The 20,738-nt window shown below is 73.2% G+C and carries 15 protein-coding genes, 1 rRNA gene and 1 pseudogene (1 of these 17 running past the window's edge); 11 read left to right on the plus strand and 6 right to left on the minus strand.

Translation table 11 applies throughout. The features are described from left to right. The first annotated feature begins 138 nt into the window (after nucleotides 1-138). Both DCW30_RS12495 and DCW30_RS12500 read left to right on the plus strand, forming a co-directional pair. Nucleotides 139-1,821, plus strand: a complete 1,683-nt coding sequence (locus DCW30_RS12495) for a sensor histidine kinase (protein ID WP_076689010.1) — start codon at nucleotides 139-141, stop codon at nucleotides 1,819-1,821. Nucleotides 1,822-1,875: 54 nt separating this feature from the next. Then, nucleotides 1,876-2,499, plus strand: coding sequence for a response regulator (locus DCW30_RS12500; protein WP_079250371.1), 624 nt, complete (start codon nucleotides 1,876-1,878; stop codon nucleotides 2,497-2,499). 446 nt (nucleotides 2,500-2,945) lie between these two features. Here DCW30_RS12500 and DCW30_RS37435 read toward each other — a convergent pair. Then, nucleotides 2,946-3,557 (minus strand): annotated as a pseudogene (locus DCW30_RS37435) (phosphatase PAP2 family protein); the annotation flags it as partial. 264 nt (nucleotides 3,558-3,821) lie between these two features. Here DCW30_RS37435 and DCW30_RS12510 point away from each other — a divergent pair. Beyond that, nucleotides 3,822-4,637: a hypothetical protein gene (locus DCW30_RS12510; protein ID WP_076685093.1), complete on the plus strand. Its 816-nt coding sequence runs from the start codon at nucleotides 3,822-3,824 to the stop codon at nucleotides 4,635-4,637. A gap of 99 nt (nucleotides 4,638-4,736) precedes the next feature. Here the strand turns inward: DCW30_RS12510 and disA are convergent, their stop codons facing one another. Next, on the minus strand, nucleotides 4,737-5,861 hold the full coding sequence (disA, locus tag DCW30_RS12515) for a DNA integrity scanning diadenylate cyclase DisA (protein ID WP_062771658.1): 1,125 nt from the start codon (nucleotides 5,859-5,861) through the stop codon (nucleotides 4,737-4,739). Nucleotides 5,862-5,940: 79 nt separating this feature from the next. Then, nucleotides 5,941-7,350 (minus strand): DNA repair protein RadA, encoded by a 1,410-nt coding sequence (gene radA / locus DCW30_RS12520; RefSeq protein ID WP_076685092.1) that lies wholly within the window; start codon nucleotides 7,348-7,350, stop codon nucleotides 5,941-5,943. Nucleotides 7,351-7,533: 183 nt separating this feature from the next. On the opposite strand from radA, the gene DCW30_RS12525 reads away from it, so the two are divergent. After that, the gene (locus DCW30_RS12525; RefSeq protein WP_076685091.1) at nucleotides 7,534-9,330 is read left to right on the plus strand and encodes a BACON domain-containing protein; all 1,797 of its coding nucleotides are present in this window, start codon (nucleotides 7,534-7,536) and stop codon (nucleotides 9,328-9,330) included. Nucleotides 9,331-9,355: 25 nt separating this feature from the next. Here the strand turns inward: DCW30_RS12525 and DCW30_RS12530 are convergent, their stop codons facing one another. Beyond that, entirely contained in the window at nucleotides 9,356-10,270 is a 915-nt protein-coding gene (locus DCW30_RS12530; RefSeq protein ID WP_076685090.1) for a DUF3109 family protein, read from the minus strand. Between the two features lie 71 nt (nucleotides 10,271-10,341). Between DCW30_RS12530 and DCW30_RS12535 the strand changes: the two genes are divergently transcribed. The 4 genes from DCW30_RS12535 to DCW30_RS12550 all read left to right on the plus strand — a co-directional run bounded on the left by DCW30_RS12535 (nucleotide 10,342) and on the right by DCW30_RS12550 (nucleotide 14,666). Beyond that, on the plus strand, nucleotides 10,342-11,274 hold the full coding sequence (locus DCW30_RS12535; RefSeq protein WP_062771671.1) for a Ppx/GppA family phosphatase: 933 nt from the start codon (nucleotides 10,342-10,344) through the stop codon (nucleotides 11,272-11,274). A gap of 105 nt (nucleotides 11,275-11,379) precedes the next feature. Continuing rightward, nucleotides 11,380-12,204, plus strand: a complete 825-nt coding sequence (locus DCW30_RS12540; RefSeq protein ID WP_062771674.1) for a sugar phosphate isomerase/epimerase family protein — start codon at nucleotides 11,380-11,382, stop codon at nucleotides 12,202-12,204. Between the two features lie 182 nt (nucleotides 12,205-12,386). Further along, the gene (gene ilvD, locus DCW30_RS12545) at nucleotides 12,387-14,240 is read left to right on the plus strand and encodes a dihydroxy-acid dehydratase (RefSeq protein WP_062771677.1); all 1,854 of its coding nucleotides are present in this window, start codon (nucleotides 12,387-12,389) and stop codon (nucleotides 14,238-14,240) included. Between the two features lie 114 nt (nucleotides 14,241-14,354). Continuing rightward, nucleotides 14,355-14,666 carry an SH3 domain-containing protein gene (locus DCW30_RS12550; RefSeq protein ID WP_076685088.1) on the plus strand — a complete coding sequence of 104 codons (312 nt, stop codon included), beginning with the start codon at nucleotides 14,355-14,357 and terminating at the stop codon, nucleotides 14,664-14,666. Nucleotides 14,667-14,701: 35 nt separating this feature from the next. Here the strand turns inward: DCW30_RS12550 and DCW30_RS12555 are convergent, their stop codons facing one another. Next, the gene (locus DCW30_RS12555) at nucleotides 14,702-16,930 is read right to left on the minus strand and encodes a protein kinase domain-containing protein (protein ID WP_076685087.1); all 2,229 of its coding nucleotides are present in this window, start codon (nucleotides 16,928-16,930) and stop codon (nucleotides 14,702-14,704) included. Nucleotides 16,931-17,190: 260 nt separating this feature from the next. Here DCW30_RS12555 and DCW30_RS12560 point away from each other — a divergent pair, with 260 nt between their 5' ends. Together DCW30_RS12560 and proC are read left to right on the plus strand one after the other, a co-directional pair. Beyond that, nucleotides 17,191-17,760, plus strand: a complete 570-nt coding sequence (locus DCW30_RS12560; RefSeq protein ID WP_076685086.1) for a hypothetical protein — start codon at nucleotides 17,191-17,193, stop codon at nucleotides 17,758-17,760. A gap of 99 nt (nucleotides 17,761-17,859) precedes the next feature. After that, entirely contained in the window at nucleotides 17,860-18,708 is an 849-nt protein-coding gene (proC, locus tag DCW30_RS12565) for a pyrroline-5-carboxylate reductase (RefSeq protein ID WP_076685085.1), read from the plus strand. A gap of 31 nt (nucleotides 18,709-18,739) precedes the next feature. On the opposite strand, the gene trpS is transcribed toward proC, so the two are convergent. After that, a complete protein-coding gene (gene trpS, locus DCW30_RS12570; RefSeq protein WP_076685084.1) occupies nucleotides 18,740-19,750 on the minus strand; it encodes a tryptophan--tRNA ligase in 1,011 nt (336 codons plus the stop codon). A gap of 891 nt (nucleotides 19,751-20,641) precedes the next feature. On the opposite strand from trpS, the gene DCW30_RS12580 reads away from it, so the two are divergent. After that, nucleotides 20,642-20,738: ribosomal RNA gene (locus tag DCW30_RS12580) — 16S ribosomal RNA — on the plus strand (it continues 1,431 nt past the right edge of the window).

The raw sequence follows: 20,738 nt of genomic DNA on the forward strand, positions 1-20,738 counted from the left end.
GCTGCGGGGCGGGCGTATGGGCGTACGGGTGTGCGGGCGGATGTGCGGGCGGCCCCGGCGGGAATCCGCGCGGCGGTGACCGAGGACCTGACGATCGGCAGGGGCGGCGGCGCGGCGACGCCGAGTAGCGTCGGGGCCGTGGAGAGACGCACCAGGAGCGCACTGCTGTGGGTGGCGCTGGCCGCACCCGTGGTGACGGTGGACCGACTCGGCATGAACGAACCGGCCGACGCGCGGCAACAGCTCACCGCGCTCGCCGTCCTCGCCGGAGCCGTCGCCGTCCGCCGGGCGAGCCCTCTCCTCGCGTTCCTCCTCGCCGCGGCCCTCGGCCTGGCCACCGCCCCCTCCCTCTTCACCCTCTCCCACGGCCCCGCCCTGACGGTGTTCGCGCTGCTGATGGGCCGCGGGGCCGGCCGCCCCCGGCGCGCTGCGCTCGGCTTCGGGGCGGTCGCCCTGATCGGCACGGCCAAGATCGCCGTACGGGACGTCGACCCCGTGGTCGAGTGGCTCGTCCTCATCGGCACGCTGCTCTTCGGCGCGGTCTTCCCCTGGCTCGCGGGCCGCTACTGGCGCCAGAACCGCGAACTGGCCGCCGCCGGCTGGGCACGCGCCGAGCAGCTGGAGCGCGAGCAGCGCATCGTCGCCGACCGGGCCAGGCTGCGCGAACGGGCCCGTATCGCCCAGGACATGCACGACGACCTCGGCCACGAGCTGAGCCTGATCGCCGTCCGCGCGGGCGCGCTCCAAGTCGCCCCGGACCTGCCCGCACCGCATCGCGAGGCCGCCGCGGAGCTCCGCGCCGCCGCCTCGCACGCCACGGACCGCCTGCACGCCGTCATCGGGCTGCTCCGCGAGGAGGGCGACGAGCGGGCCCCGCTCGCCCCGGCCGGGGAGAGCGTCGCCGACCTCGTGGCCCGCGCCGCCGAGTCCGGCCTGGAGATCAGCTACACGGACGACGGACCGCCGGATGACGGGGACGGGAACGGAGACGGGGACGGGGGCGGCGAGTGGACGCCGGGCAGCACGTCCCCCCGGGGCGCCGCCCAGGGCGCACCCCAGGACCCGTCGCCAGACGCCGCCCGAGACGCCCCCCAAGACGCCCTCCAAGACGCACCGCAGGACACGACCGCCCGCGCCCTCCACCGCGTCGTCCAGGAAGCCCTGACCAACGCCGCCCGCCACGCCCCCGGCGCCCCCGTCGCCGTGGAGGTGACCCGCGACGCCTCGGCGACGACCGTGACGGTCACCAACGGCCGCCCCGCCGCCCCCGCCCCGCCGTCCCGCGGCGGCTCGGGACTGCGCGGCCTGCGGGACCGCGTCACGGACCTGGGCGGCACCTTCGAGGCGGGGCCGTACGGACAGGGCCACCGGGTCACCGCCCGGTTGCCGGTCAAGGGAGCCGCACCCGGGCCCTCGCGCTCCGGCGCCCACCTCGCGCACGCACGCCGCCGCACCGTCGTCGCCTTCGGGGCCGCGCTCACCACCGGGGTACTGCTCGTCGGCGGGGCCTTCGCCTGGTACGCGTACTCACGGACGCACTCCGTCCTCGACCCCGCCGACTTCGCACGCCTGCGCATCGGCGAGGCGCGCGCGGACGCCGAGCGCGTCCTGCCGTCCCGGACCGCCGCGGACCCGCCCGCGGAACGCGCCCCGCGCCCGGCCCCCGCGGACGCCGACTGCGTCTACTACCGGGCCGAGGCCAGACTGTTCTCCACCGTCCCCTACTTCCGGCTCTGCTTCGGCAGGGCGGGGGACGCCGCGGACCGCCTCGTGGACAAGACCGTGATCCCGGTGCGGGACGGGAGAAGCCGTGAGAACTGACGAAGGGAAGCCGTGAACGAGCCCATCCGGGTCCTGCTGGCCGACGACGAGGCGATGATCCGCGCGGGCGTCCGCGCCATCCTCGCCGCGGGCAAGGGCATCGAGGTCGTCGCGGAGGCCGCCGACGGACGCGAGGCGGTCACCCTGACCCAGGCCCACCGGCCCGACGTGGCGCTGCTCGACATCCGTATGCCGCGCCTCGACGGCCTCGCCGCGGGCGAGGAGATCGCGCGTACGGCGCCGGGCACCGCGGTCGCCATGCTGACGACGTTCTCCGAGGACGCGTACGTCTCCCGGGCGCTCGGCGGCGGAGCCACCGGCTTCCTGCTGAAGTCGGGCGACCCGCGCGAACTCATCGCGGGCGTACGGGCCGTGGCCGAGGGCGCCGCCTTCCTCTCGCCCAAGGTCGCCCGGCACGTCATCGAGGGCTTCGGGGCCCACCGCATGGGCCGGGGGGCCGCCGCGCGCTCCCGCGTCGAGTCCCTCACCCCGCGCGAGCGCGAGGTCCTCGGCCTGGTCGGGGCGGGCCTGTCCAACCCGGAGATCGCCGCCCGGCTCCATCTGGTGGAGGGCACGGTCAAGGCGTACGTGAGCGCGGTCCTGGAACGCCTCGGCGTCAGGAACCGCGTTCTGGCGGCGATCGTCGCGTACGAAGCCGACCTCGTCCCCCGGGACTGAGGCCCCGGGGGACACCGCGGTCAGCGGCGCTGCGAACCGGGGGCCTGCGGCTCGTGACCGTGCGGACCGTCACCGTGGGAGCCGTAGCCGTAGGAGCCGCGGCCGTAGGGGTCCTGGCCGTGCGAACCGTGTGCCTGCGGATCCTGTCCGTACGGGTCCTGTCCGTACGGGTCCTGGCTGCGCGGGTCTTGGTTGCGCGGGTCTTGGTTGCGCGGGTCCTGTCCGTACGGACCGTGCGCCTGCGGGTCCTGGCCGTACGAGTCCTGTGCCCGCGGGTCCTGGCCGTGCCGGCCCCGCTGCTGCGGGGCCCGGCCGTACGCGCTCCGGTCGGGCCGGCTCTGCTGACCGGGCCGGCCGTGGCCGTACGGCTCCTGGCCCCGCGCCTCGTGGCGGCGGAACGTCATCGTCGGGTTGTCGTACGCCGCCGGGTCGGCGGCGGGGGACGGGGCGAGCGCCGGGCCGGGGCCCGCGAACCACTGCACGACCGACGTGGACGACCCCCGCATCGACTGCGCGACCCGCGCCACCGGACGCGTGGTGAGCCGTACGACCGCGTACGTGACCACCGCGCCGAAGACGAGGCCGACCGCCACGTCATGCGGGTAGTGGACGCCGACGAACACCCGCGAGGCGGCCATGAGCACCGCCATCGGGACCGTCAGGGCCGCGATGCGCGGCCAGGCGAGCACGAGGCCGATGGCGGCGGCGCCCGCGATCGTCGAGTGGTTGCTGGGGAACGACCAGTCGCCGTAGGCGGGGCACTCGACCAGCGGCTTCATCGCGCCGGACACCGCCCGGCAGGGCCGCTCCTCGTCGATCACGGACTTGAGCGCCTCACTGCACACGTACGCCACCGCGGTCGCGAGGGGGGCGAGCACGGCTATCGCCAGAGCGCGGGGGTCACCCCGCCGGGCCCGCCACCACGCGACGATGAAGAGCACGCCGAAGAGCAGCAGCCCGAGCTCCGTCCACACCTCCGCCAGGTGCTGGAACCACGACGGCGTGTCGTGGGCGAAGTCGAGTGTGTCGCGGTAGAGGTCGTCGTCCATGGTCTCCATGATGATGGACGCTACGGAGGGGCTCCGACCGCCCGCATCCGGCGATCGACCCGTGCCCACCCCCGACGGTCGACAGGGTCCAGGGGGGTTCGGACGGATTGCGACAGGTACCACGTCCCGGAACCGGCACCGCGTCCCGAAAACGGCACCTCGTCGCCGGAAACGGCACTCCATACCGGAACCAGAATGATGATCCAACAAACTTTGTCGCTCCGGACGGCGGGTGGGGCGGGAGAAGGGCCGGTTCTCTCGTAAGGTTTGGGCGTGGGATCTCTGCGCAATCCGGTCGGGCCGCTTCCCTCCACCATCTACTGGCGTCGGAGGGCCGTTCTGCTGTCCGTAATCGGCCTATTGGTGCTACTTGTCGTCTGGATCGTCACCATGGGTGGCGGCGGCGGGAAGAACGGCGCCAACGGGCCCGGCGAGAACGGACCCGCCACGTCCATCACTCCGGGCCCCTCGCAGTCCGGGCCGGCGATCAGCCAACACCCGGGCGGGCGCGACGAGTCGGGCGACGGCCCGGGCGGCGGCTCCGGTTCCGGTTCGGGCGGGTCGGGCGGTTCCGGCGGCTCCGGAGGGTCGGACGCGGGCGGATCGGCGGGCTCCGGCATCGGCTCGGGGGACGACGCCAAGGGCGGCGGCGGCTCGGGCGACCGGCTCCCCGCGGGCACGCGGCTGCCCAACTGCGTCAAGGGCGACGTCAAGTTGAAGGTCCGCAGCGTCCGCAACACGTACGAGATCGACGAGAAGCCCACGTTCGAGCTGATCGCGGAGAACGACGGCGGCAAGGCCTGCAAGGTCGATCTCGGCGGCAAGGGCACGGTCCTGACGATCGCTCAGGCCGAGGGTGACGACACGTTCTGGTCCTCGGACGACTGCCCCGCGGGCAGCGGCAGCCTGCTGCTCCGGGTGCCGGCCGACGGCCGCGTCACGCACACCGTGGAGTGGGACCGCAGGGCCAGCACCGAGAAGTGCGCCACGTCCCCGGCGAAGAAGGCCGCGCCCGGCACCTACCTGGTCGAGGCCAAGGCCCCCGGACTGGGCACGGCACAGGCGTCGTTCGTCCTGGAGAAGGACTGACGGCAGCGGTGGCGGCGGCGGGCGCGCGGGCCCGCCCGCTCACCCGCCCGGAAGGCCGGGCGCGCCGTCCCGGAGGCCGGACGCGCCGCCCTGACGGGGCTAGACGTACCGCTCCAGGATGGAGGACTCCGCCAGGCGCGAGAGGCCCTCGCGGACGCTGCGGGCGCGGGCCTCGCCGACGCCGTCCACGGTCTGGAGGTCGTCCACGCTGGCGGCGAGCAGCTTCTGCAGGCCGCCGAAGTGCTCGACCAGGCGGTCGATGATGGCTCCGGGGAGCCGCGGGACCTTGGCAAGCAGGCGGAAGCCGCGCGGGGAGACCGCGGAGTCCAGGGTCTCGGGGGAGCCCGTGTACCCCAGGGCGCGGGCCACGGTGGAGAGTTCGAGCAGCTCCGCGTGGGACAGCGAGTCCAGCTCCGAGAGGGCCTCGTCCACCGTGCGGGAGCGTTTGGCGGTGGGCTCGGGCACATAGTCCCTGACGACCAGCTCGCGCTCGGGCTCCACGCCCGCGATCAACTCGTCGAGCTGGAGGGCGAGGAGGCGGCCGTCCGTGCCCAGCTCGACCACGTACTCGGCGATCTCGGTGGCGATGCGGCGCACCATCTCCAGGCGCTGCGCGACCGCCGTGACGTCCCGCACGGTCACCAGGTCCTCGATCTCCAGGGCGGAGAGCGTGCCCGCGACCTCGTCGAGCCGGAGCTTGTACCGCTCCAGGGTCGCCAGGGCCTGGTTGGCGCGGGAGAGGATCGCCGCGGAGTCCTCGAGGACGCGGCGCTGGCCGTCCACGTACAGCGCGATCAGGCGCATGGACTGCGAGACCGAGACGACGGGGAAGCCGACCTGCTTGGAGACGCGGTCCGCCGTGCGGTGCCGGGTGCCCGTCTCCTCGGTGGGGATGGTCGGGTCGGGCACGAGCTGCACGCCGGCCCGCAGGATCTTGGTGATGTCCTTGTCGAGGACGATGCCGCCGTCGAGCTTGCACAGCTCACGCAGGCGCGTCGCGGTGAACTCGACGTCCAGGATGAATCCGCCGGTGCACATCGACTCCACGGTCTTGTCCCAGCCCAGGACGATCAGACCGCCGGTGTTGCCGCGCAGGATGCGTTCGAGGCCGTCACGCAGGGCCGTGCCGGGGGCGACGGCGCTCAGGGAGGCGCGCATCAGCCCATCGGCAGCGGAGCTTCCGCCGGGCTTGCCGGGACTCGTTGCCCGGTCGTTGGCTGCCACTGCACTCCCTCGGTCGCAGGTTGTCCAAGCCTCTTCCGTACACCTGACTTCGTACGGGTGGGCGAGACCAGGGCAAAGTCTACCGGCGCTCTTCCTCCTCCCGTGGGGCCTCTCGGCGACGCGACCTCGGCAGGACCCGCAGCGCGTCCCCCATGTCGGCGACTTCGATGACCTTCATACCGGGCGGGACCCGCCCCGGATCGGCGGGCACGAGCGCGTGCGTGAAGCCCAGGCGGTGCGCCTCCGACAGTCTGCGCTGCACCCCCGTTACCCGTCTGACCTCGCCCGCCAGGCCCACCTCGCCGATCGCGACGAGGTTCTTCGGCAGCGGGGTGTCACTCGCGGCGCTGGCCAGGGCCAGGGCCACGGCGAGGTCGGCGGCGGGCTCGGAGAGCTTCACGCCGCCGACCGTCGCGCTGTAGATGTCGCGCTTGCCGAGGGCGGTGATCCGGCCGCGCTGCTCCAGGACGGCCAGCATCATCGAGACACGGGAGGTCTCCAGGCCGGAGGTGGTGCGCCGGGGGCTCGGGATCTGCGAGTCGACGGTGAGCGCCTGGACCTCGGCGACCAGGGGGCGGCGGCCCTCCAGGGTGACGGTGAGGCAGGTGCCCGGGACGGGCTCGGCGCGGCGGGTGAGGAAGAGCCCGCTGGGGTCGGCGAGGCCGGTGATGCCCTCGTCGTGCAGCTCGAAGCAGCCGACCTCGTCCGTCGTGCCGTACCGGTTCTTGACGCCGCGGACCAGGCGGAGGCGTGCGTGCCGGTCGCCCTCGAACTGCAGGACCACGTCGACGAGGTGCTCCAGGAGGCGGGGCCCCGCGATCGCGCCGTCCTTGGTGACGTGGCCGACCAGGAGGGTGGACATGCCGCGCTCCTTGGAGGCGCGGATCAGGGCGCCCGCGACCTCGCGGACCTGCGCCATGCCGCCCGGCGCCCCGTCGATCTCGGGGGAGGCGACGGTCTGCACCGAGTCGAGGACGAGCAGCGAGGGCTTGACGGCGTCCAAGTGGCCGAGGACGGCGGCGAGATCCGTCTCCGCCGCCAGGAAGAGGTGGTCGTCGATGGCGCCGATGCGGTCGGCCCGCAGCCGCACCTGGCTCGCCGACTCCTCGCCCGTCACATAGAGCGTGCGGTGGGCGTCGCTCGCCGCCTTCGCCGCGACGTCGAGGAGCAGCGTGGACTTGCCGACGCCCGGCTCGCCCGCGAGCAGCACCACGGCGCCGGGGACCAGGCCGCCGCCGAGCACGCGGTCCAGCTCGGGCACGCCGGTCGAGCGCGCGGTGGCCTGGCGGCCGTCCACCTCGCCGATCGGGACGGCGGACGAGGTGACGCGGCCGGGGGCGGTGGTGCGGACGGCGGGCGCGCCGTACTCCTCGACCGTGCCCCAGGCCTGGCATTCGGGGCAGCGGCCGAGCCACTTGGCCGTCTGCCAGCCGCACTCGGTGCAGCGGTAGGACGGACGGTCCTTGGTGGATTTCGTACGGGCAGCCATGGTCGGAACCGTAGCGGAGCCCACTGACAACGCCGCTTCCGAGGACCGTCGCCCCTCCACGGCCGGTGCCCCGTCCGCGGAATGAGGGGTTCCTGTCCCCTTTCGAGGGATTGGTTCACCCGTAAGGGTTGAATACGCTCAAGAGGGCGGAAGGGGCCTGCATCATCCGCCTACCTTCGCACGGTGACGAGCAGCAGGCCGGAATCCCCAGTGAAGACAACCGGCGCGCATCGGGCGCACCGCGACGCGCGCAAGCGGGGGGCGCCCCGCCAGGCGCCCCGGACCACCCCGCACGGGCGCTATGAACCCTGCCTGGACGGCCTGTTCACCTACTGCCTGTCCGTCCTGTGCGACCACGACGCGGCGACCGCGGCCCTGAGCGACGTCCTCCACATCGCCGAGCGCAGGGGTTCGCGCGGACCGGCGTCCGACGGCGAGCTGAAGGCCTGGCTCTACGCGCTGGCGCGCTGGGTCTGCCTGCGCAGGCTCGCCGAGGCCCGGCGCAGCCGCCACGCCGCCCACGCCTCGGGCGGCGCCCGCGCCCCGAAGGACGCGCCGCGGCCCGCGGGCCCCACCCCCGAGTCGGCCGACCCCTCCGCGAAGACGGCGAAGACCGCGAAACCCGCGAAGTCGGCGGACCCCGCAAAGCCCGCCGAGGCGGCCGACCCCGCCACGTCCGAGGAGACCGAGCGCGAGCGCCGCGGCGAACTGGCCAGGCTCGCGTGGCCGGAGGCCGCCGGCACCACCCCCGAGCAGCGCGAGGCCCTGGAGCTGGCCGTGCGCCACCAGCTCACCCCCGCCGAGGTCGCCGCCGTGCTCGGCATGGACCCCGCGAAGGCCCGCGAGCTGCTGGCCTCCGCCGCCTGCGAGGTGGAGCGCACCCGCGCCGCCCTCGCCGTGGTGGAGACCGGCAGCTGCCCCATCGTGGCCCGCCTCACCGGCGACAACCAGCTCCTGCTCGGCACGGCCCTGCGCCGCGAACTGGTCCGGCACGTCGACGACTGCCCCCGCTGCCGCCGCACCGCCGAGCGCGCCGGAGCGGGCACCTGGCCGGGCACGACGGTGAGCCCCGCCACGCTCCCGCTGGCCAAGGCCCCGAGAGCCGCCCTGCGCCACGCGATGGCGCACGGCCCCCGCAGCGCCCACCCCCGCTATGACCGGCGCGGTTTCCCGATGGACCCCAAGGACCACGCGGCCCGCAGGGACCGGCTCCGCGCGCGTGCCGTCACCACGACCGTCGTCGCCACGGTGGTGGCCGCCCCCGTGCTGGCGCTCTGGGCGGCCTACCGCGGCCCGCTCACCGGCGAGGGCCACGACGGGGGTTCGGTCACCGCGAGCGAGGACGACGGCGCCGGAGGCCTCGGCAGCGACCACGCGGGCGACGGCTATGAGAACGCGGGCAACGCCCGCAACGGCCCGGGGCCGCGCTTCACCGCGGGCGGCAGGTCGCCCGACGTCTCCGTGGAGGTCATCAGCGACGGCGGCGCGTCGACGGGCCCGGGGCGTCTCACCGTGGCGGCCGGGACGAGCGGCGACGTCACCCTGATCACGCTGACGGCGTCGGGGAGCGCCCCGGTCGACTGGTCGGCGGGCGTGAACGCCTCGTGGCTCTATCTGAACCGCTCGTCGGGCACGCTGTCCCCAGGCGAATCGATCACTCTGCGGGTGTACGTGGACCATCGCCGCGAGCCGTCGGGCCCCTGGCGCGCACAGGTCTCCGTCGCCCCCTCCGGCGCGGTCGTCTCGATCGACGGGCACGGCCGGGGGCGTCCGCCGCAGACCCCGGGCCCGGGACCGGACCCCACCGGCCCGCGCCCGACCGACCCCGGGCCCTCGGCCCCGGACCCCGACCCGACCCCGAGGCCCACCGGCCCCGGCCCGTCGGACCCCGCCCCCACGCCGACGCCCACGGAACCGTCGTCCACACCGTCGTACCCCGGCCCTTCGACGCCCACGGACGGCGGGACGAGCCCGGGCTGACCGGCCAGGCGCCGGGGGGCGGGTGTTACGCGGGGTCGGCGGGGTGCGGGGCGAGGAGCGGCAGCCGGGAGGCGAGGCGCTCCTCGCAGAGCTCCACGAGCCGGTCGTAGCCCTCCTTGCCCATCAGCTCGATCAGCTCGGGCCGGTAGGTGACGTACACCGGGTCGCCCGCGCCGTGCGCCGACGTCGCCGAGGTGCACCACCAGTGCAGGTCGTGGCCGCCGGGGCCCCAGCCGCGCCGGTCGTACTCCCCGATCGACACCTGGAGGACGCGGGTGTCGTCGGGCCGGTCGATCCACTCGTACGTCCTGCGCACCGGCAGCTGCCAGCAGACGTCCGGTTTGGTCTCCAGGGGCTCGCGGCCCTCGCGCAGCGCCAGGATGTGCAGCGAGCAGCCGGCGCCGCCCGCGAAGCCGGGGCGGTTCTGGAAGATGCAGGAGCCGTTGTACGGGCGGGTCTGGCGGTCGCCGTCCTCGTCCGTGGAGACCCAGCCGGTCTCCCTGCCGATGTCGTGGTGCTGCCAGATGTCGGGGGTGAGCCGCTCGACGTGACCGGCGACGCGCTTCTCGTCGTCATCGTCCGAGAAATGGGCACCCAGCGTGCAGCAGCCGTCGTCGGCACGGCCTTCCTTGATGCCCTGGCAGCCGCTGCCGAAGATGCAGTTCCAGCGAGAGGTCAGCCATGTCAGATCGCAGCGGAAGACCTGCTCGTCGTCCGCGGGATCAGGGAACTCCACCCAGGAGCGGGCGAAGTCCAGGCCCTTCTCGTCGGGTTCCGCCTTCCCGGTCCTCGCCGGCTTCCCGGACTTTCCCACCTTCTCGGTCTTCTCCGGCCTTCCCACCACCTTCTCCCGCTTCCCCTTCTTCAACGCCTCATGGGCCTCGGGCGACGACTTCGCCGGCTTCGATTTGTCGGCCTTCGTCTTTTTCGTCTTTGGCACGTCTCCAGGGTATGCGTGCGGTGGGCCGCCCGGAGCCAGGCGGGCGGCCCACTCGGCGTAGCGTTCCGTACATGAGACTCGGTGTCCTCGACGTGGGGTCGAACACGGTGCATCTGCTCGTGGTCGACGCCCACCCCGGCGCGCGCCCGCTGCCCGCGCACTCGCACAAGGCCGATCTGCGCCTGGCCCAACTCCTCGATCCCTCCGGGGCGATCGGGCCCGAGGGGGTGGACCGTCTGACGGCCATCGTGCGCGAGGCGGTGGAGGCCGCCGAGGACAAGGGCGTGGAAGAGGTGCTGCCGTTCGCCACCTCCGCGGTGCGCGAGGCCACCAACGCCGACGAGGTCCTCGCCCGGGTCAGGGACGAGACCGGCGTCGACCTCACGGTGCTGTCCGGCGAGGAGGAGGCCAAGCTCACCTTCCTGGCCGCCCGCCGCTGGTTCGGCTGGTCCGCGGGCAAGCTCCTGGTCCTCGACATCGGCGGCGGCTCCCTGGAGATCGCGTACGGCATCGACGAGGAGCCGGACGCCGCGGTCAGCCTGCCCCTGGGCGCCGGGCGCCTCACCGCGGGCTGGCTGCCCGCCGACCCGCCGGACCCGGCGGACGTGAAGGCGCTGCGCCGGCACGTACGCGCCTCGATCGCCCGCACGGTGGGCGAGTTCGCCCGCTTCGGGGCCCCCGACCACATCGTGGCCACCTCGAAGACGTTCAAGCAGCTCGCCAGGCTCGCGGGCGCCGCCCGCTCCGCCGAGGGTCTCTACATACAGCGCGAGCTGAAGCGGAAGTCCCTGGAGGACTGGGTTCCGCGGCTCGCCGCGATGACCACGCGGGAGCGCGCGGAGCTGCCCGGCGTCTCCGAGGGGCGGGCCAACCAGCTCCTCGCCGGAGCGCTCGTCGCGGAGGGCGCCATGGACCTCTTCGGGGTCGAGAACGTGGAGATCTGCCCCTGGGCGCTGCGCGAGGGCGTGATCCTGCGCAGGCTCGACCACCTCCCGCCGTCCTGAACGGGCGGGCGGGGTGAGCGCCGTGCGGCGCGGGACGGGGCCCTCGCGCGGAGCGGCGTGAGGCCACCTCCCCGGCTCCCCGGCACGGCCCGTACCCTGTCTTGCGTGGCAGAACCAGTGGTGCGCGTCCCGGATGCGAAGGTCGCCCTGTCGACGGCCTCGGTCTATCCGGAGTCGACGGCGACGGCCTTCGAGATCGCCGCGCGCCTCGGCTACGACGGCGTCGAGGTCATGGTCTGGACCGACCCCGTCAGCCAGGACATCGAGGCCCTGCGCCGGCTGAGCGACTACCACCGGATCCCGATCCTCGCCGTCCACGCGCCCTGCCTGCTGATCACCCAGCGCGTCTGGTCCACCGACCCCTGGGTCAAGCTCCAGCGCGCGAAGGCCGCCGCGGAGAAGCTCGACGCCTCCACGGTCGTCGTGCACCCGCCCTTCCGCTGGCAGCGGCAGTACGCGCGCGACTTCGTCGACGGAATCTGGCGGATGGCCGACGAGACCGACGTGCGCTTCGCCGTCGAGAACATGTACCCGTGGCGCTACCGGGACCGCGAGATGCTGGCGTACGCCCCCGACTGGGACGTCACCAAGGACGACTACCGCCACTTCACGGTCGACCTCTCGCACACCGCCACCGCCCGCACCGACGCCCTGGACATGGTCGACCGCATGGGCGACCGGCTCGGTCACGTCCACCTCGCCGACGGCAGGGGCTCGGCCAAGGACGAGCACCTGGTGCCGGGCCGCGGCACGCAGCCGTGCGCCGAACTGCTCGAACGCCTGGCCACCACCGGCTTCGACGGGCACGTCGTCATCGAGGTCAACACCCGCCGCGCGATGTCGGGCGCCGAGCGCGAGGCCGACCTCGCCGAGGCGCTCGCCTTCACGCGGCTGCACCTCGCCTCCGCGGTCGGCGCGAAGCGCCCCTGACCCGGGGCGCCGCCCCGCGCCGCCAGGGGCCCTCCCCGGACGCGACGCCCGTGGCGCCTCCGCCCACCGAGACGGCCGTCCCGGCATCCGGACAGCTTGTCCGGATCGTGGAGGCGCGGCGTACGCTCGACAGCAGTCCCGTCTCTCCGTAGACCGCCGATTTCCTGAAGGAGCGAGCGACGATGCCCGAACTCAGGTCCCGCACTGTCACCCACGGCCGCAACATGGCGGGCGCCCGCGCCCTTATGCGCGCCTCCGGTGTACCCGGGGCCGACATCGGGCGGAAGCCGATCATCGCCGTGGCCAACTCCTTCACGGAGTTCGTGCCCGGCCACACCCACCTGCAGCCGGTCGGCCGCATCGTCTCCGAGGCGATCAGCGCGGCGGGCGGCATCCCGCGCGAGTTCAACACGATCGCCGTCGACGACGGCATCGCCATGGGCCACGGCGGCATGCTGTACTCCCTGCCCTCGCGCGACCTGATCGCGGACTCGGTGGAGTACATGGTGGAGGCCCACTGCGCCGACGCCCTGATCTGCATCTCCAACTGCGACAAGATCACCCCCGGCATGCTGATGGCCGCCCTGCGCCTCAACATCCCGACGGTCTTCGTCTCCGGCGGCCCGATGGAGGCCGGCAAGGCCACGCTCGTCGACGGCACGGTCCGCAAGCTCGACCTGGTCAACGCGATCAGCGACGCGGTGAACGAGAACATCTCGGACGAGGACATCCTCCGCATCGAGGAGAACGCCTGCCCGACCTGCGGCTCCTGTTCCGGCATGTTCACCGCCAACTCGATGAACTGCCTGACCGAGGCCATCGGCCTGTCCCTGCCGGGCAACGGCTCGGTCCTCGCCACGCACACCGCCCGCAAGGAGCTGTACGAGCGCGCGGGCGCCACGGTCGTGGACATCACCAAGCGGTACTACGACGGCGACGACGCCTCCGTCCTGCCGCGCAGCATCGCCACCCACGCCGCCTTCGAGAACGCCATGGCCCTCGACATCGCCATGGGCGGCTCCACCAACACGATCCTGCACCTGCTCGCCGCCGCCCGCGAGGCCGAGGTCGACTACGACCTGTCCGACATCGACGCCGTCTCGCGCCGCGTCCCGTGCCTGGCCAAGGTCGCCCCCAACGCCGCGCCCACCACCACGTACTACATGGAGGACGTGCACCGCGCGGGCGGCATCCCCGCGCTCCTCGGCGAGCTGTACCGCGGCGGCCTCCTCAACGAGGACGTGCACACCGTCCACTCGCCCTCCATCAAGGAGTGGCTGGACACCTGGGACATCCGCTCGGGCTCCGCCTCCGACGAGGCCCTTGAGCTGTGGCACGCGGCCCCCGGCTGCAAGCGCTCCGCCGAGGCCTTCTCGCAGTCCGAGCGCTGGGACACCCTCGACACCGACGCCGCGGGCGGCTGCATCCGCGACGTCGCGCACGCCTACTCCAAGGACGGCGGACTCGGCGTCCTCAAGGGCAACATCGCCGTGGACGGCTGCGTCGTGAAGACCGCCGGCGTCGACGAGTCGATCTGGACCTTCGAGGGCCCCGCGGTCGTCTGCGACTCGCAGGAGGAGGCCGTCGAGAAGATCCTGAACAAGGCCGTCAAGGACGGCGACGTGGTGGTCATCCGCTACGAGGGCCCCAAGGGCGGCCCCGGCATGCAGGAGATGCTCTACCCCACGTCCTTCCTGAAGGGCCGCGGCCTCGGCAAGACCTGCGCCCTGGTCACCGACGGCCGCTTCTCCGGCGGCACCTCGGGCCTCTCGATCGGCCACGCCTCCCCCGAGGCGGCGGCCGGCGGCACGATCGCGCTGGTCGAGGACGGCGACCGCATCCGCATCGACATCCCGGCCCGCTCGATCGAACTCCTCGTCACCGACGAGGAACTGGCCGCCCGCCGCGAGGCCCTGAACGGCGTGTACGCGCCCAAGGACCGCGAGCGCAAGGTCTCCGCCGCCCTGCGCGCGTACGCCGCGATGGCCACGAGCGCGGACAAGGGCGCGGTCAGGGACGTGTCGAAGCTCGGCTGACACGGGCTCCGGACGGGTCCGACGACCTCCGGAACGTTTCGGGGCGCGGGTGCGTCCTTGGTGTGAGGAAGACACCAGGGGCGGCCCGCGCCGCCGTTTACGGGGGAGAGCACTGTGAGCGAGAACGTCATCACGCCAGAGGTTCCCGAGGACGTCGGGGCGACCGCCGAGGCCGTGGCCACCGCCGCCAGGACCTACGCGGTCATCGCGTCGGTCAACGTCCGCTCGGGCCCCGGCACGTCGTACGCCAAGGTGGGCCGGCTCAGCGCGGGCGCACGCGTCACCATCCAGTGCCAGAAGGCGGGCGAGACCATCACCGGGCCCGGCGGCACCTCGAAGCTCTGGGACCGGATCGGCAGCGGCCGCTGGGTCTCGGACACGTACGTGCGCACGGGCAGCACGGGGTACGTGGCGCCCCACTGCTGAGCGGTTCCCGCGCGGAAGCCGCCGTGGAAGGACCCTCAGCCGGTCCGCGGCGGCTTCGTCGCGTCGAAGGCGAACACCGTGTTCCTGGCGGCGGCCACGACGACCACGCGCCCCATGACGGTCACCCGCGGCGCGGCGTTCACTTCCCCGGCCAGACCGTCCGCCCGGGGGTCCGTGGTGAACAGCGGCTTGCCCGTACGGGCGGCGAGCGCGGCGACCCGGCCGCTGGCCGAGCTGAAGTACAGCGTCCCCGCACCGTCCGGCGCCGGCCCCGAGGCCCCCTCGACCGCCGTCTGACGTGACCACTTCTTCTTGCCGGTCACCGGGTCGAGCGCGGTGACCAGACCGGTGGGCGCGGTGAGGTAGAGGGTGCCGCCCGCCATCCCGGCCGTCCCGTCGAAGGTCCGGGGCAGCCGCGCGTACGAGACCTCGCGCGAGGCCGGGTCCACCCGCGCCACTCCGTCGTAGCCGAGCAGGGCGGGCCCCTCACGGCGCTCGCGCAGCAGGACGAGGCCGCCGTCCGCGGTACCGGCCGGCACGGCGGGCCCCTTGACGGCGACGGCCTCGCCCAGGCGCCCCGAAGCCAAACCGGCCTCGCGCAGCACGGGGTGGCGGACCTCGGTCGACGCCACCTCGGAGGCCGGCGCGCACATCGCGTACAGCCGCTTGCCCGCGGGGACCGGGGCGCACTTCGAGCCCGCCGGGAACGGCGTGCGCCACAGCACCCGGCCGCTGCGCGCCTGCCGCGCCTCGAAGCGGGAGTTCGCCGCGTCGACCGTCACGACCGTGGAACCGAGGACGACGGCGTCCCGCGTACGCCCGGTCACGCTCGTCGACTGGGCGCCGGACGGGGCCGACCAGAGCTCCCGGCCCTTGTCCGCGTCCAGGGCGACCACCTCGGTGGCGGAACTGTCCGGCTGCTCCTCGGTGCCGATGCGGTAGCCGAGCACGGTGTCACCGCTCACGCCCACCAGGTGCACGCCCTGCGCCGGGACGCCCGGACTCTTCTCCGTCCAGACCCGGGAACCGTCGGCGGCCCTGATCCGGGTGGCGACGACCCCGCCGCCCCCGCAGAAGAGCGCGTCACCCCGGGCCACGCAGCGCAGCTCGTCCGGGATGTCCGCACGGCCGCCCGCCACCGACTCGCGCCACGGCCGGAACCCCTCGGGCAGCGGGGCCTTGTTCGCCGCCGCCACGGTGCGCCCGCCCTCGTCCGCGCCGGAGTCCCCGGTCCGCATCAGCGCGGCCCCGCCCCCGATCACGGCGACGGCGACGACCGCGGCGAGCACGGAACGCAGACGGCGGCGCGGGCGGCGCGGGGCGTGTTCGGAGGCCTCGTCGGCGGCGGGGGAGGCGAGGGGAGCGGGCACGGGGGTGTCGTCCGTGACCAGGTGGTGCTGGGTGTCCGTCTCGCGGGTGCACCGCGCGTCCGCACCCACCGCCGAGACGCCCCCGAGGTCGGTGGGCAGGTCCCGCAGCCGCACGAGGAGGTCGTCCGCGGAGGGGCGCTCGTCGGGGTCCTTGGCGAGGCACGGCTCGACCACCCGCCGCAGCGCGTCCGGCACCGCGCCGAGGGACGGGGCCTCGTGCACCACCTGATACGCCGTCATGTACGGACTGTCGGCGTCGAAAGGCCCCTGCCCGGTCGCCGCGTACACGAGCAGCGTGCCGAGCGAGAACACGTCGGAGCGCGGACCCACGCCGCGCGGAGCCTGCAACTGCTCCGGCGACATGAAGGGCGGCGTACCGATCACCCGCCCCGTCATCGTCAGCGTCTGCTGGTCCGCCGCACGGGAGATGCCGAAGTCGATGACGCGGGGACCCTCGGGCGAGAGGACCACGTTGGACGGCTTGAGGTCCCGGTGCACGACACCGGCCCGGTGGATGTCGCGCAGGGCCTCGGTGAGCCCGATGGCCAGCCTGCGCAGCTCGGCGCCGCCGATCGGGCCCTGCTCGGCGATGCGCTGGGCGAGCGTGGGGCCCTCGATGAACGTGGTGGCCATCCACGGGTGCGCCGCCTCGGGATCGGCGTCGATCACGGCCGCGGTGAAGGCGCCGCTGACCCGCCGGGCCGCGGCCACCTCCTGCCGGAAGCGGATGCGGAACTCGTCGTCGTCCGCGAACTGCTGGTGGATCAGCTTGATCGCCACGGGCCGCCCGGAGGCCGAACGGCCCAGGAAGACGGTGCCCATGCCGCCCGAACCGAGCCGCGCCTCCAGCGGATACCCGCCGATCTCCTCCGGGTCTCCTCCACGGAGCGACATGTCCAGACCTCCCCCGTGCTTCCCCGCTGCGTCTCACTGGCTCGATTACCTGGCCCAAACTAGTCGCCGGAGGGTACGGGAGGACAAGGAGGGGGACGAATAGGGCGCGTATCCCCTGGCGCGGCGCACCGCCACCGCCCCCGCGGCACCCGCGCGCCCCCACCCCCGTGTCACCGGCTGTCCCACCCTCGCGCCACCGGCCGCGAGTGCCCGGGGCCCGGCGGCGACATCGCCCGCGCCGACCGGGCGATAATCAAACGGTGAGCGAAGAACCCGGAACCCCTGGCACCCCTGGCAGCCCCGGCCCCTCGGGCCGCCCCGGCACGTCACGCCCCGCCACCGCCGCCACGGACGGCGCCGGCGCCGCGCCCGGCCCGCAGCCGGAGCCGATCCGCTTCTTCGGGACGACCTGGCTCACCCACGACGGCGGCTACGGCCTGCGCCGCGCGGGCCTCGCCGCCGGGTCCCTGCTCGCGGCGGCCGCGGGCTGCTTCGTGCTGCGCTTCGCGTACGAGGGGCTGACCATCACCGCCGTGGGCTCGTTCGTGAACCTGCTCGTCGTCGTGATGTTCGCGATCTGCAGCGCCATCGCCTTCCGCCGCACGTGGGAGGGGTTCACCAAGCGCCACGACCCGGCGTCCCAGGCCTCCATGCGCGGCCTGCTCACGATCGGCTTCGTCGGCGCCCTGCTCGCCTACTTCTTCCGCTCCCTGACCGAGGCCCCGGGCGAGGGCCTGCACCGCGAGGAGTACGAGGAGGCGCGCGAGCGGTACGCGAAGCGCACGCAGCGCCGTACGGGCAACCCGTCCCGCAAGAAGCGCAAGCGCTGAACGGGCGGGCCGGGTCCGCCCACCGGACACCTTCCCCTTCCCCTACGCCCCCGGTGCGAGGATGACCCCCGGACGACGCAACCCCGGGAGGCCCCGCCCATGAGCACGACGAGCCAGCCGAGCCCGCAGAACCGGCACCGGAACCAGAAGGTCGCGGTCCTCGGCACCGGAAAGATCGGCGAAGCCCTGCTCAGCGGCATGATCCGCGGCGGCTGGGCCGCCGCCGACCTCCTCGTCACCACCCGGCGGCAGGAACGCGCCGACGAGCTCCGCACCCGCTACGGCGTCACCGTCGTCAGCAACGCCGACGCCGCCGAGCAGGCCGACACCCTCATCCTCGCCTGCAAGCCGCAGGACATGGCGAAGCTGCTCGACGAGCTCGCCCCGCACGTCACCGCGGACCGCCTCGTCATCAGCGCCGCGGCCGGCATCACCACCGCGTTCATCGAGGAGCGCCTCGCCGAGAACACCCCGGTCGTCCGCGTCATGCCGAACACCCCGGTGCTCGTCGACGAGGGCATGTCCGTCATCTCGGCCGGCAGCCACGCCACCGCCGACGCCCTGTCCCACGCCGAGGCCATCTTCGGCGCCGTCGGCAAGACGCTCCGCGTGCCCGAGACCCAGCAGGACGCCTGCACGGCCCTGTCCGGCTCGGGCCCCGCGTACTTCTACTTCCTGGTGGAGGCCATGACCGACGCGGGCATCCTCCTCGGCCTGCCCCGCGACAAGGCCCACGACCTCATCGTCCAGGCCGCGATCGGCGCCTCCGTGATGCTCCGCGACAGCGGCGAACACCCGGTCAAGCTCCGCGAGAACGTCACGTCCCCCGCGGGCACGACCATCAACGCCATCCGCGAACTGGAGAACCACGGCGTACGAGCAGCCCTCATCGCCGCCCTGGAAGCGGCGAGGGACCGCAGCCGGGAACTGGCCTCGGGCAACAACTGACCGCGGAGGTCTTCGCCGCCGGCCCGCGCGCCTACCGCGCCTCGTGCGCCGGCGGCAGCAGCCCGATCGCCCGATAGGCGCCGTCCACCGTGGGCCTGGCCATCTCCCTGGCCCGCTCGGCGCCCCGACGCAACACCTCCTCCACGTACGCGGGATCGGCGACCAGCTCCTTGTGCCGCTCCCGCACGGGCCTGAGCAGCTCCACCACGGCGTCGGCGGTGTCCTTCTTCAACGCGCCGTACGACGCGTAGCCACCGCTCACCGCCTCGGGGTCGCCGCCCTCGCAGGCGGCCAGGATCTCCAGCAGGTTCGAGATCCCCGGCTGCGCCTCCCGGTCGTACCGGACCTCGCTGCCGCTGTCCGTGACCGCCCGCAGGACCTTCTTCCGTACGGCCTCGGGCTCGTCCAGCAGATAGACGATGCCGGCGCCGGACTCATGGGACTTGCCCATCTTCGACGCCGGGTCCTGGAGGTCCATGACCCGCGCCGCCACCTTGGGCGGCGTGGCGCGCGGCACCACGAAGGTCTGCCCGTACCGCTGGTTGAACCGCTCCGCCAGGTCCCGCGTCAGCTCGACGTGCTGCGTCTGGTCGTCACCGACCGGCACCTCGTCGGCCCCGTACGCGAGGATGTCCGCCGCCATGAGCACGGGATAGGTGAGCAGCGACAGCCGAACGCTGCCGCCGCGGGCGCGTTCGAGGACGGACTTCTCCTTGTACTGGATCATCCGCCGCATCTCGCCGTCCGTGGCGACGCACTCCAGGAGGTAGGAGAGCCGGGCGTGCTCGTCCACGTGACTCTGCACGAAGACCACGGCCCGCTCCGGATCGATCCCCGACGCGAGCAGCAGCGTCGCGGCCTGCCTGCTGAGCCGCCGCACGCGGCCGGGATCGTGGTCCACCGTCAGCGCGTGCAGATCGACGACGCTGAAGAGCGACTCCGCCCGGTACTGGTCGACCTCGGCCCACTGCCGTACGGCGCCCAGGTAGTTCCCCAGGGTCAGGTGCCCCGTCGGCTTGACCCCGCTGAAGATCCTCGTCATCTCTCCGCCTCCTGATGCAGGACCGCCGACCTGGGCGGGCCGGGCTCCGGGTCCTCCGGTAGGAGAAACGAAAACGGCCGCCGAGGTGGCGGCCGTTGGGTACATGCGTGTGTACGGCCGCCGTCAGGCGGCCCACCACAGCTGGGTGCACGCATGCGTTGTCATGGCTGTCAGCGTAGCCCCATCGAGCCCCCGTGGCAGGAGGTTGACACTCCCCGGGGCGGATACGTAGTGTTCTCCGAGTTGCCCGACGTGAGCTCCGACTCCTGGTCGGTCCCCGGGCGGCCATTCCGCAAGAACCATTCAAGCGATCGACGTCGCGTTCCCTTCCAGGGATCCGCCTTCGGCTCGTTTTCCTGCGTATTTGCGAAATGAGGAATCGGCGTTCGAGAGGACGCCCCCGATTAGGTCGGGAGCCGAGATTCCGCTAAAGTCTCACTCGTCGGAACGGCCCAACAGCCGCGAGGACAACCCCCGCTGACTGGGAATCAGGCCCGAAAGGATCTGATAGAGTCGGAGCCGCCGGAAAGGGAAACGCGAGAGCCGAAAGGCTGAGCGGGAACCGGAAAGGCACCGAGGAAATCGGACACGAAAGAGTCTGATAGAGTCGGAAACGCAAGAACAAAAGAAACACCGAAGGGAAGCGCCCGGAGGAAAGCCCGCAAGGGTGAGTACAAAGGAAGCGTCCGTTCCTTGAGAACTCAACAGCGTGCCAAAAGTCAACGCCAGATATGTTGATACCCCGACTCACTTCGGTGAGTTGAGGTTCCTTTGAAAAAGTCCTGTACGGCATGACCGTGCAGGCAGCACAGCGAGGACGCTGTGAACCGGGGGGATTATTCCTCTCCCTGGTTCCGCTCTCGTGGTGTTCATCCCGGTAACGGGAAAACATTCACGGAGAGTTTGATCCTGGCTCAGGACGAACGCTGGCGGCGTGCTTAACACATGCAAGTCGAACGATGAAGCCCTTCGGGGTGGATTAGTGGCG

It is taken from the genome of Streptomyces alfalfae (genome assembly GCF_004127445.1).
Taxonomy (GTDB): Bacteria; Actinomycetota; Actinomycetes; order Streptomycetales; family Streptomycetaceae; genus Streptomyces; species Streptomyces alfalfae.

What these genes read in the sequence shown, in the direction of transcription:
- ilvD (WP_062771677.1), top strand. Translation starts at nt 12,387, where the DNA reads ATGCCCGAACTCAGGTCCCGCACTGTCACCCACGGCCGCAACATGGCG.
- radA (WP_076685092.1), bottom strand. Translation starts at nt 7,350, where the DNA reads ATGGCTGCCCGTACGAAATCCACCAAGGACCGTCCGTCCTACCGCTGC.
- DCW30_RS12555 (WP_076685087.1), bottom strand. Translation starts at nt 16,930, where the DNA reads ATGTCGCTCCGTGGAGGAGACCCGGAGGAGATCGGCGGGTATCCGCTG.
- trpS (WP_076685084.1), bottom strand. Translation starts at nt 19,750, where the DNA reads ATGACGAGGATCTTCAGCGGGGTCAAGCCGACGGGGCACCTGACCCTG.
- proC (WP_076685085.1), top strand. Translation starts at nt 17,860, where the DNA reads ATGAGCACGACGAGCCAGCCGAGCCCGCAGAACCGGCACCGGAACCAG.
- DCW30_RS12535 (WP_062771671.1), top strand. Translation starts at nt 10,342, where the DNA reads ATGAGACTCGGTGTCCTCGACGTGGGGTCGAACACGGTGCATCTGCTC.
- DCW30_RS12500 (WP_079250371.1), top strand. Translation starts at nt 1,876, where the DNA reads ATGATCCGCGCGGGCGTCCGCGCCATCCTCGCCGCGGGCAAGGGCATC.